Origin of the sequence: Streptomyces sp. NPDC087270, from assembly GCF_044744625.1 — a bacterium.
Taxonomy (GTDB): Bacteria; Actinomycetota; Actinomycetes; order Streptomycetales; family Streptomycetaceae; genus Actinacidiphila.
The window spans coordinates 23956-35127 of the sequence record NZ_JBIUYR010000036.1; the positions used below are offsets into that span (position 1 = coordinate 23956).

At 72.2% G+C, this 11172-nt stretch carries 9 protein-coding genes; 4 read left to right on the forward strand and 5 right to left on the reverse strand.

Annotation, left to right across the window (positions count from 1 at the left end; genetic code table 11):
• Nucleotides 1-22: 22 nt before the first annotated feature.
• The gene (locus tag ACIPAE_RS39370) at nucleotides 23-1765 is read left to right on the forward strand and encodes an LCP family protein (RefSeq protein WP_402452214.1); all 1743 of its coding nucleotides are present in this window, start codon (nucleotides 23-25) and stop codon (nucleotides 1763-1765) included.
• A gap of 475 nt (nucleotides 1766-2240) precedes the next feature.
• Nucleotides 2241-4172, forward strand: a complete 1932-nt coding sequence (locus ACIPAE_RS39375) for an LCP family protein (RefSeq protein WP_402452216.1) — start codon at nucleotides 2241-2243, stop codon at nucleotides 4170-4172.
• Nucleotides 4173-4320: 148 nt separating this feature from the next.
• Here ACIPAE_RS39375 and ACIPAE_RS39380 read toward each other — a convergent pair whose 3' ends face one another.
• Nucleotides 4321-5370: a glycosyltransferase family 2 protein gene (locus tag ACIPAE_RS39380; protein ID WP_402452218.1), complete on the reverse strand. Its 1050-nt coding sequence runs from the start codon at nucleotides 5368-5370 to the stop codon at nucleotides 4321-4323.
• 347 nt (nucleotides 5371-5717) lie between these two features.
• Here ACIPAE_RS39380 and ACIPAE_RS39385 point away from each other — a divergent pair, with 347 nt between their 5' ends.
• Nucleotides 5718-7295, forward strand: coding sequence for an LCP family protein (locus ACIPAE_RS39385; protein ID WP_402452221.1), 1578 nt, complete (start codon nucleotides 5718-5720; stop codon nucleotides 7293-7295).
• Nucleotides 7296-7380: 85 nt separating this feature from the next.
• Here the strand turns inward: ACIPAE_RS39385 and ACIPAE_RS39390 are convergent, their stop codons facing one another.
• Nucleotides 7381-7863 carry an acyl-CoA thioesterase gene (locus ACIPAE_RS39390; protein WP_328474139.1) on the reverse strand — a complete coding sequence of 161 codons (483 nt, stop codon included), beginning with the start codon at nucleotides 7861-7863 and terminating at the stop codon, nucleotides 7381-7383.
• A 237-nt stretch (nucleotides 7864-8100) separates the two neighbouring features.
• On the opposite strand from ACIPAE_RS39390, the gene ACIPAE_RS39395 reads away from it, so the two are divergent.
• Nucleotides 8101-9309, forward strand: a complete 1209-nt coding sequence (locus tag ACIPAE_RS39395) for an LCP family protein (protein ID WP_402452224.1) — start codon at nucleotides 8101-8103, stop codon at nucleotides 9307-9309.
• Nucleotides 9310-9381: 72 nt separating this feature from the next.
• Here the strand turns inward: ACIPAE_RS39395 and ACIPAE_RS39400 are convergent, their stop codons facing one another.
• From ACIPAE_RS39400 to ACIPAE_RS39410, 3 genes are all read right to left on the reverse strand, one after another.
• Nucleotides 9382-9804 carry a hypothetical protein gene (locus tag ACIPAE_RS39400; RefSeq protein ID WP_329368969.1) on the reverse strand — a complete coding sequence of 141 codons (423 nt, stop codon included), beginning with the start codon at nucleotides 9802-9804 and terminating at the stop codon, nucleotides 9382-9384.
• A 144-nt stretch (nucleotides 9805-9948) separates the two neighbouring features.
• Nucleotides 9949-10599, reverse strand: coding sequence for an LAETG motif-containing sortase-dependent surface protein (locus ACIPAE_RS39405; protein ID WP_402452227.1), 651 nt, complete (start codon nucleotides 10597-10599; stop codon nucleotides 9949-9951).
• Between the two features lie 348 nt (nucleotides 10600-10947).
• Nucleotides 10948-11172, reverse strand: a 225-nt coding sequence (locus tag ACIPAE_RS39410; RefSeq protein WP_402452230.1) for an acyl-CoA dehydrogenase family protein, incomplete at its 5' end; no start/stop codon positions are given.

The following is an 11172-nucleotide window of genomic DNA, read 5'->3' on the forward strand; positions in this document are numbered from 1 at the left end:
CGGATGGAGGTCCCGAGCGACCGTGGACACGCAAGGCTCCGGGTACGTCGACCCGGCGGACCAGTGGGTGCTCGACCCGGTCACGGGCACCTACCAACTGCGGCTGGAACCGGCCGAGTCGGCGGACCCGCCCGCAGCCGGCTCCGTATCTCCGCAGGAAGCGCCGGCCGCCTCCGCCGCTCCGGCCGCTCCCGTGGCGCCCGCCGCCGTACCGCCGGACGCCGCCGTACCGCCGCCCGCCACCCCGCGCGCCCCGGGCAGCCGCCGGGCCCCCTCCGGCCGGGGCGCCCGGCGCGCGCACGGGGCCGCGAACGGAACCGCGACCGGGGGCGCCCCGAGCCGCCGCAAGCCCAAGCAGCGCAGGAGCAAGGCGATGCTGTGGACGGCCGGCACCATCGGCCTCGCGGTCGTCGCCGGCGGGATCGGCGGCTACGTCGCCTTCCACCGCTCCGGCACCGTGGTCCACGCCGTGGACGTCGGCAACGCGGGCAGCGCGGCCTTCTCCACCACCGGGCAGATGAACGTACTGGTGCTGGGTACCGACAGCCGGGCCGGCCTCGGCCACGAGCACGGCACCGCGGCCGCGACCGGGCAGGCCGACACCGCGGTGCTGCTGCACCTGTCGGCCGACCGGAGCAACGCCACCGCGGTGAGCATCCCGCCCAACCTGGTCACCGATGTGCCCGAGTGCCCGGTGGGCAACACGGTGGTGAAGGGCGCGAGCGGGCAGCGGTTCTCCACGGTGCTCGCCGGGCGCGACCCCGGCTGCGCGATGCGGCTGGTCACGCAGCTCACCGGGGTGCGGGTGGACCACTTCCTGATGGTGGACTTCGCGGCGGTGCAGAAGCTGGCCACGGCGCTCGGCGGCGTGGAGATGTGCCTGAAGGAGCCGCTGCGCGACCCGGCGTCCGGTCTGTCGCTGGGCGCGGGCAAGCAGAAGGTGGCCGGCGCGCAGGCGCTGGCGCTGGTGCGCGCCGAGCGGGAACTGCCCGGCTCGTCGGGTGTGCCCGCCGGCGGCGACCTGGCCAGGGTGCAGGTGCAGGAGCGGTTCCTGGCCGCGCTGTTCCGTACCGCCACCTCGGGCGCGACCCTGACCGATCCGAAGAAGCTCACCGCGCTGGCCACCACGGCGGCGAGCCTGCTGACCGTGGACACCCCGATCGGCAGCGTCAGCGCGCTGGACGACCTGGCCGGGGAGTTCGGCAAGGTCGACGGGAAGCACTTCACGTTCGCCGAGCTGCCGGTGAAGGACAACCCGGCCGACGGCACCCACCACACGGTCGTCCTTGACAAGGCGAAGTCGACGCAGCTGTTCGACGTGGTCAAGCAGGACATCTCGCTGTCGCGCGGCCCGGTCGGGACCGACGCCAAGCTCGTCGGCGCCAAGGCCACCCCGCACGACACGCGGGTGACGGTCTACAACGGCACCGGCACCTTCGGCGCCTCCCAGGACGTGCTCGCCTGGCTGCAGAACGACGAGGGCGTCAACCGCTCCGCCAACGGCGGCGACTCCTCGCAGCACCCCGCGAAGACGACCCTGCGGTACGCCCCCAACCAGGCCGACCAGGCCCGCTCGCTCGCCGCGATGATGGGCCTGCCCGCCTCGGCCCTGATCGAGGGCACCAAGGACGTGCCACCGCTCACGTACATGTCGCTCACCCTGGGCGCGGACTACACCGCGCCCGGCACCCCCATCGCGTTGCCCACCACCCCGCCCAAGGGCCTGAAGTCGATCACCGCCGACGACACCACCTGCGTGGGATAGGTCACACTCCTGATTGTCCGGTGATCACCCATGTGTCCGGTCCCCCAGCCCCGTTGACGGCGACGGGGCGAGCCGGCGGGCGTTTCGGGTGCCCGGTGCCCATGGGCTCCGGAGCACCGGTGTGAAAGCATCACCGGCATCGGCAGCGTGACGCCGACCGTCGTTGTCGGCCGCGAGGGCGCGGCCTCGCCGGTGGTGGGGGATGTGCGGTGCCCGCGGTACACGAAGTGCCCGCTGGTCGCGTCCGGCCGGCGCACACGGTGTGTACGGTGCGTCACGCGCGCGGCCGCCCGGGGGGACCAGGTGGCGCGACGCACGGCGTGAGAGGTCACAGCAAGTCACAGGCACCGGGTTGCAACTATGGCCGGTGCCTGACCGTCTGACATGAGGACGGTCTGAGAAGACGGTCTGAGCAGCAGACGGCGAAGACAGGATGACGGCTGGCACAGCCACCGGTGACAGTGGAGGAGTCCCCATGCGCGACGGCAGGGCGGGAGGGCCCGGATACGGGGCCGCTTCCAACCCCGGCGGCCCGGAGTGGGACCAGGGCTCCTACCACGAGGGGTACCCGCAGGACCTCCGCCAGGGCCGGCCTCCCGGCGACCCGTCGTACGCCCCCTACGAGAACGACTTCGCCCCGGCCGCGGAGCCCCCGCTGCACGACGGCGCGATACCCGGGCCGCGTTCGGCCGGGTACCCGACCGAGCGCGGCGGCGGCGCGGACGGCGCCGGCGACGGGATCGGCGACGGTTCTGGCTCCGGCGGACCGGGAGGTCCGGGCGGACCCGGCGACTCCGGCGGACCCGGCGGACCCGGCGACTCCGGCAGTTCCGGTGACGGCACCGGCCCGGCCGGTCAGGGCGGCGGCCACCGGCGCGGCGGGCGGCGCAAGGCCAAGAGCCGCAAGCGCAAGGTCATCCGCTGGGTGGCGATCGTGGTCGCGGTGGCCGTCCTCGGTTCCGCGGGCGCGGCCTACGGCTACTACGAGTACCTCGCCAGCAAGATCCGCAAGGGCGAGCGCAGCAGCGGCAAGACCACCGTCGCCAAGTCCAAGGCGAACTCGGCCGGCCAGACCCCGATGAACATCCTCATCCTGGGCTCGGACACGCGCGACGACCCCGAGGACGCGAAGCTCGGCGGCGCCGCCGACGCGGCCGGCGCCCGGGCCGACGTGATCATGATCGCGCACCTGTCGGCCGACCGCAGCAACATGTCGGTGGTCAGCATCCCGCGCGACACCCGGGTGGACATCCCCGAGTGCACCGACCCCAAGACGCACCACGTGTACGCGAAGAAAAACGCCATCATCAACGAGTCGCTCGGCCGGGGCGGCGCGGGCTGCACGCTGGCCACGGTGCAGAACCTCACCGGCCTCTACATCGACCACTGGCTGACCATCGACTTCGCCGGCGTGGTGAAGATGGCCGACGTGGTCGGCGGCGTCGAGGTCTGCGTCAAGGAGAACGTCGACGACCACCCGACCACGGCCCAGCCCGGCGGCTCGCACCTGCACCTGACCAAGGGCACCCACACCGTCAAGGGCAACCAGGCGCTCCAGTGGCTGCGCACCCGGCACGCCTTCGGCAGCGACGCGGGCCGCTCGAAGGCCCAGCACATGTACATGAGTTCGCTGATCCGCAAGCTGCGCAGCCAGGATCTCTTCACCGACCCGGCGAAGCTCAACAAGATCGCCACCACCGCGATGTCCGCGTTCGAGGTGTCCTCCGAGATCGGCACCCCGAAGAAGCTCTACGACCTCGGGATGCAGCTCAAGACGATCCCGCCGGACCGGATCACGATGGCGACCATGCCGCACATCGCCGACCCGGAGGCCCCCGACGCGCACTACCTGCCGGCGCCGAGCGCCGCCACGGTCTGGTCGCTGCTGCGCAACGACGTGGCGATGGACGCCAACGGCAAGGCGAAGACCGGCACCGCGTCGCCCAAGCCGAGCACGTCGGCGCCGTCGGGCCCGGCGGCCGAGGCCGCGGCGAGCATCCCGGTCACCGTGGTCAACGGCACCGCGGGAAGCGCGGACGGCGTGGCGACCCCCGGCCGCGCAGGTTCGATCGCCCAGACGCTCGGCACCGCCGGCTTCACCAAGGCCGAGGCGAGCCAGAACACCGCGCCCCGGGAGAGCACCGTGCTGAACTACCCGTCCAGCGGCGGCGCGCAGAGCAAGTCCGACGCGCTGTCCGTGGCGAAGGCGCTGAAGATCCCCTCGAACAACGTCAAGGCGTCCTCCGACGTGCAGACGATCACCCTGACGATCGGCTCGGACTGGAAGAGCGGCACCGACTACAGCAAGACGCTGCCGAAGGCGGGCTCCGTGCCCGACGACGCCGATGTGATCAACGGCGCCGACACCAAGGGCTGCATGGACATCCTGCCGACCTACCAGTTCTGACCGGCGACGCGGATACGGCAGCCGGTACGGGTACGGCGGCCGGCGCGGATGCGGCAGCCGGCGCGGATACGGCGAGGGAAGCGGCGAGGGCCCACCGGAACTTCTCCGGTGGGCCCTCGCCGTACTGCTGTGGCGCGGCGGGCGACGGCTACACGTCGGCCGGCGCGGGGCGTGCGGGGTCGGTCACCGCGGGGCGGCGGCCGGCGATGACCCGGCGGGCCAGCGAGCGCGGGCTGGTGAGGAAGCCGAAGCCCCAGCACATGTGCATGGTGGCCAGCGCGAGCGGGACCCGCAGCCGGGCGCCGACCGGCAGGCCGCGCCCGGCCGGCAGCGAACCGGCGGTGATGCCGACGGCGTACGCGGCCGGAACGGCCAGGGCCCACGGGGTGAGGGCGGCGCCGACCACGATGCCGGCCGCATTGGCCAGCAGGGCCGCCGGGGCGGCGAGGTAGCGCAGGTGCACCGAGCCGCGGTGGTAGCGGGTCACCACGCGGCGCCAGCGGCCGTAGTCCCTGTACTGCCTGGCGAGGGTGCGCACGCTGGGCCGGGGCCGGTAGGAGACCCGCAGTTCGGGCGAGAACCAGATGAGGTGGCCGGCCTCGCGGATGCGGTGGTTCAGCTCCCAGTCCTGGGCGCGGACGAACTCCACGTTGTAGCCGCCCTGCCGCTCCAGCACCTCGCGGCGGAAGACTCCGAGGTAGACGGTGTCGGCGGGGGCGGCGGGCCCGCCGGTGTGGAAGGCCGCGTTGCCGACGCCGATCTTCGACGTCATGGCGGCGGCGACCGCGCGCTCCCAGTCGTTCTCGCCCTCCGCGTGCATGAGACCGCCGACGTTCGCCGCGCCGGTCTCCTCCAGCAGGCGGACGGCGGTGGCGATGTAGTCCGGCGAGAGCATGCCGTGGCCGTCGACGCGGACCACGACCGGGTGCCGGGACGCCTTGATCGCCGCGTTGAGCGCGGCGGGGGTGCGGCCGGTGGGGTTGGGCACCGTACGCACCCGGGGGTCCTCCGCGACCAGCTCCGCGGCGATCGCGTCGGTGCGGTCCGCGGACGGGCCGAGCGCGATGACGACTTCGAGCTCGCCCGGGTAGTCCTGCTCCAGGATGTGCCGGACGGAATCGCGCAGGTGACGCTCTTCGTCGAGCACCGGCATGATCACGGAGACCGCCGGGAGCGGGACAGGGGTGACGGCGTTCATCCCATCAAACGTTACCGCTAACGGGGGACACCAGCGCGTGGGGTGAGGACTGACAGTCCTATTTGTCCCTAGCCTGAACGGGTCTGTACGCAGCCGCTGTGTCGCAGTGCGTCGTCCTGCCCGCATCGCGACGGCTGCACCGCTCTGTTCGGAGGTCGCCCGTGCCGCCCACCCGAAGCCGCCAGTCGTCCTCCGCGGTCCGCCCCCCGGTCCCGGGACCGGGACCGGCATCGGCTCCGGCGCGGGTCCCGGCACCGGCCCGCGGCGCGGCGCGGCGGCGGCCCGCGGGCGGACGGCGGCCGCGCCCGCGCCCGCCGGTCCGGCTCAGCACCCGGATCGCGGGCGGGGTGGCGCTGCTGGTGATCACCGCCAGCGGCGTCGGCCACGCGGTGGTGGCCGGGCTGAACGGCGCGATCAACCGGGTGGACGCCTTCGGCGGCATGCAGGACCGCCCGGGAGACAGCAAGGGCACCAACTTCCTGCTCGTCGGCACCGACGGCCGGGACGGCCTGAACCCGGCGGAGAAGAAGCAGTACCACCTCGGCGGCGCGCCCTGCCACTGCACGGACACGATCATGCTGGTGCACCTCTCGCAGGACCGGCAGCGCGCGAGCGTGGTGAGCATCCCCCGCGACACGTACGTGCAACTGCCGGACGTGGGGCCCGCGGCCGTACTGGCGAAGCGGCGGGGCGCCGCGCCGAACGCCAAGGCGACGGAGCCGCACGGCAGCGGTACGGCGAGATCCGGCACCCCGACGCCCGCGGCCGCCACCGCGACCGCCACCTCGGCCGGCGGGAAGCCGCTGGTCCCGACCCACCCGGCGAAGATCAACGAGGCGTACGCCGACGGCGGGCCCCAACTCACCGTCAGCACCGTCGAGAAGCTGACCGGCGTGCACATCGACCACTACCTGGAGGTCGACTTCGTCAGCTTCATGAAGACCGTGGACGTGCTCGGCGGCGTCCCGGTCTGCACCACCCGCCCGCTGAAGGACTCCTACAGCGGCCTGGACCTGCCGGTGGGCACCACGACGCTCAACGGCGGGGAGGCGCTGCAGTACGTACGCTCCCGGCACATCGACGCCGACTCCGACCTCGGGCGGATGCGGCGCCAGCAGCAGTTCGTGGCCCAGGTCATCCACAAGATCACCTCGGGCGGCACCCTGGCGAACCCGATGAAGCTGGAGAAGGTGGCGGGCACCGTGCTGGGCTCGGTCCGCGCCGACGAGGGGCTGGAGCCGACCGACCTGATCTCGCTGGCCCGCAGCATGAAGGGCTTCACCTCCGACTCCTCGGAGTTCGAGTCGGTGCCGCTGAGCAACCTGAACTACAACGTGCCCGGCGTCGGTTCCACGGTGAAGTGGGACACCGACAAGGCCGGCAAGCTGTGGGCGGCGATCCGCGCCGACCAGCCGCTGACGGCGCACCACGCCGCGTCGGAGTCGTCGAGGCACTCCGGATCGTCCGGCTCCTCCGGGTCTTCCGGGCCCTCCGGTGCGGCGGGCGCGACGTCGGGCGCCTCCTCCGCCAAGGCGGTCAAGGTCGATGTCGCCCCCGGCTCGATCAGCGTGCAGGTCGCGAACGCCACCGGGGTGAACGGCCTGGCCGGCACCGCGCAGAAGGCGCTGCACGCGACCGGCTTCGCCACCCCGGGGCTGCCCGTCACCGCCGACCGGCACGCCCAGCACACCACCATCCGGTACGACCCCCGGTGGGACCGCTCGGCGAAGTCGCTGGCCGCCGCCCTGCCCGGCGCGCGACTGGTCCAGGCGAAGGGGCAGGGTCCGGTGATGCGGGTCACCCTCGGCATGGACTTCAAGGGCCGCACGGTGCGGCCGGTGACCACGCAGGCGCCGAAGCCCGCGTCGCAGCCAGCGTCGCAGCCCGCGGGCAGCGGGCAGACCAGCGACGTGGTGGGCTGCTGACCCGTCGCCGAGCGGCCTGCCCGGCTGCCGCTGTCCGTCCGGCCGGAGCTGTCCGTCCCGCTGCCGCTTGTCCGTCCGGCCGGCGCTACCCGTCCAGGCCCTCCGCGGCCCGCTCGCGGCGCAGCTCCAGGATCGCCCGGCGACGGGCCAGCCGGTGGGTGCGGCGGATCTGGGCCTCCTGCCAGCGGCCCCGGTCCCGGTCGGTCTCGGGGAGCAGCGGCGGCACCGGCCGCGGCTTGCCGTCGGCGTCGACGGCCACGAAGACCAGGTAGGCGCTGGCGACCTGCTCGCCGGGGCCGGCCTGGTTCCACCGCTCGGCGACCACCCGTACCCCGACCTCCATGGAGGTCTTCCCGGTCCAGTTCACCTGGGCCTTGACCTTGAGCAGGTCGCCGACCCTGACCGGTGCGAGGAAGGCCATCTCGTCCATGGCGCCGGTCACCGCCGGGCCCTCGGAGTGCCGGCCCGCGACGGCGCCCGCCGCGTCGTCCACCAGTTTCATCACGACGCCGCCGTGCACGGTGCCCAGCAGGTTCGTGTCATGGGCGCTCATGATGTGCGAGAGCATGATGCGGGAAGCGGAGGTGGGCTTGCCCGGGAGGACCGGGACCTGCGGGGTGGGCAGCGGTTCCGGGGCGGCGGAAGAGTCGATCACGTCCCCCACTGTAAGTCCGCCGTGAAATGTGTCGCGGTCCTGTATGCGTCTGTCGCGGATGTGCTGCGGCCGGTGGCCGAATGCATCGGATCTGCTACAGAACCGCCGGTGATTGCGGGTCCCCCGCCGGGTCCGGGCACACTGGCGGACATGAACGGTAGGAGCGATGACACCGAGCGGCGCAGGCTCGCCGAGCCTCCGCTGCCCCCAGAACTGTCGCCGCGCCGTGCCGCCGCTGCCCACGGCGGGGTCCCGCCGCAGCAGGCGCGGCGGCCGCAGCCGAGCCCGCAGCCGGGCGGCGGCTCCGGTGACGGCTACGGGCCGCCGAGCACAGGCGGGCCGGGCGGGCGCGGACCGCGCGGACCGCGCTGGAGCACCCGCAAGAAGCTCGGCTACACCGCGCTCGGCCTGGTCGTGGTGCTGCTCGTGGTGTCGGTCTCCACGTACTTCTGGGCCGACTCCAAGGTGCGCCGCCAGGTGGACCTGAGCGCCATCAACAACGAGCAGGGCGCGCCCGCCAAGGGCAAGGGCACCAACTACCTGATCGTCGGCTCCGACAGCCGCGAGGGTCTGTCCAAGGCCCAGGAGAAGGAGCTGCACACCGGCTCCGACTCCGGCCAGCGCACCGACTCGATGATGATCCTGCACACCGGCAGCAACGGCACCACCATGCTGAGCCTGCCGCGCGACTCCTACGTGACGATCCCGTCGTTCTACGGCAAGGAGACCAAGAAGCAGTACCCGGCCTCCACGCACAAGCTCAACAAGGCGTACGCGGACGGCGGCCCGGAGCTGCTGACCCGTACCGTCGAGCACGACACGGGCATCCACATCGACCACTACGCGGAGATCGGCTTCTCCGGCTTCGTGAACCTGGTCAACGCCCTCGGCGGGGTGCAGCTGTGCCTGGACTCGCCGTTGAAGGACAAGGCGTCGGGCGCGGACCTCAAGAAGGGCTGCCAGAAGGTCAACGGCAAGGAGTCCCTCGCCTACGTCCGCGAGCGGCACCAGGAGGCGGACCAGGACCTGGGCCGGATGAAGCACCAGCAGCAGTTCCTCGCCACGCTGGCGCACCAGGCGGCGTCGCCGTCCACCATCCTCAACCCGTTCAAGCTCTACCCGGTGATCGGCTCCGGCCTGGACACCCTGGTGGTGGACAAGAACATGAGCCTGCTCGACCTGGCGCACATGTTCTTCGCGATGAAGAGCGTCAGCGGCGGCAAGGGCAACCAGCTGACGGTGCCGATAGCCAACGCCAACTACCAGACCGGGGACGGCGACTCGGTGCTGTGGGACAAGACGAAGGCGGGTCAGCTCTTCAGCGAGCTGCAGCAGGACCAGAAGGTCAGCGCGGGCTGATCGGACCACACTCCCGGGCACCGCGCACCGCGGCCCCGGCTCCCGCCAGGCGGGGGCCGGGGCCGCGGTCGTTCACTGGGCGACGGGCATCCCGGTCGCCGCCGGCACCCACTGGTCGAGCTCGTTGCGCCAGTAGCGCGCGACGTTCAGCCGGGTCGGCTTCTCCTGGCCGGGGAGCAGGAACTTCAGCGAGCTCCACATCGTGTTGCGGTGGACCTCGCTGATCAGGCGGGCCGCCTCCTGCCGCGGTATCGCCGCCACGAGTTCCTTGGGGCGGGCGCTCATCCGGCTCGCCTTGTGGAAGACCACGGCCTGCTCGGTGACCGTGACGAAGTAGTACTTCACGAACAGTGTGCCCATGGCACCGATGGCAGCGATCAGCCACGGGCTCGGACCGGTCTGGACGTGGATCGTGGCGATCGGCCGGTCGCCCGGATTGATCTCCGCGATGGCCTGCGCCACCTGCTCCTGCATGGTGGACTTGCGAATGGCCATGACGTGCCCCCATTTTTTGGACGTGCTGACATGCGACGACGCCGCCACCGGCGAACCGGCGGCGGCGTCGCAGCGTACCGTCCTCGAAGCTGTCGGGGACATGCTGGGAACGTCGTCGAGACGAACCCGTGACGAGCCCGAGGGTCAGTGGCGCGCGGAAGCCGCGCGACGGCGCAGACCGAAGACGGCGCCACCGCCGACGACCACCAGGGCACCCGCGATGCCCGCGATCATCCCGGTGTTGCTGCCGCCACCGGTCTCGGCGAGGTTGCCGCTGGGCGACGGGGAGCTGGTGTCGGCCACGGCGGCGGCCGACGTGCTGGCCGCGGCGGTCGGGCTGGCGGACGGCGCCTCGCTGGTCGGCGAGTTCGACGGCACGGAGCTCGCCGGGGTCGTCGGGGAGTCCGACGGGGAGGCGGGCGGGGTGCTGCTGGCGCCGCACTCGGTGTTCGGCAGCGTGACGCCGTTGCCGACGGCCTGGTTGTCGAAGTACTTCGCGACGGACGCGAGCACCTGGTAGTGCGTGCCGGCGGCCCACGGGACCGAGATGGTGAAGTCACCACTGCGGTCGTTGTACTGCTGCTGGGCGACCTGCTTGCCGCTGTCGTCCTTGACCGTGATCGTGACCGGACGGGTGCCGTCGGTGTCGTGGACCGTGATGACACCGGCGCGGTTCGGCTGGTCGCAGGTGACGGAACCGGTGAACGAGAAGTCACGGATGTTGCAAGCTGACGCGGTGCCTGCGACGCCCAGCGCGAGAGCGGCTGCGGCGGAGGCAACGCCTACGGAACGCACCGTGAGAGAGGTGCGGCGGGATATGGACACGTTTGCCCTTCACAGATTCGGAGCAGAAGCGCGGATGGCCATCCAGCGAGTGGCGTACGCCCCCCGTCGCTGCTGATGGCCCACACAGCTCTACAAGTGTCTGCGGTTGCTTGTCAATTGATCGCAAACCGCCCGCTAAACCTTTCCAACCACCCAAAGTTCGCCCAGCCGGTCACGGCTCCGTCCGCGTTTATTACAGAGTTGAGACGTAGCGGAACCGCGCGCGCCGGACGCCGGCTTCGACATCGCGCCGCAATTGCACCCGGAGCCCCGGGGGCCACGGTCGGCGTCGACGGCCGCGGCCGGGGGCCGCCGGGTTCAGCCCTTGAGGAGCTGACGGGCCATCACGATGCGCTGGACCTGGTTGGTGCCCTCGTAGATCTGGGTGATCTTGGCATCGCGCATCATGCGTTCGACGGGGTAGTCGCGGGTGTAGCCGTAGCCGCCCAGCAGTTGGACGGCGTCGGTGGTGATCTCCATGGCGGCGTCGGAGGCGTAGCACTTGGCGGCGGCGCCGAAGAAGGTCAGGTCGGGGTCGGAGCG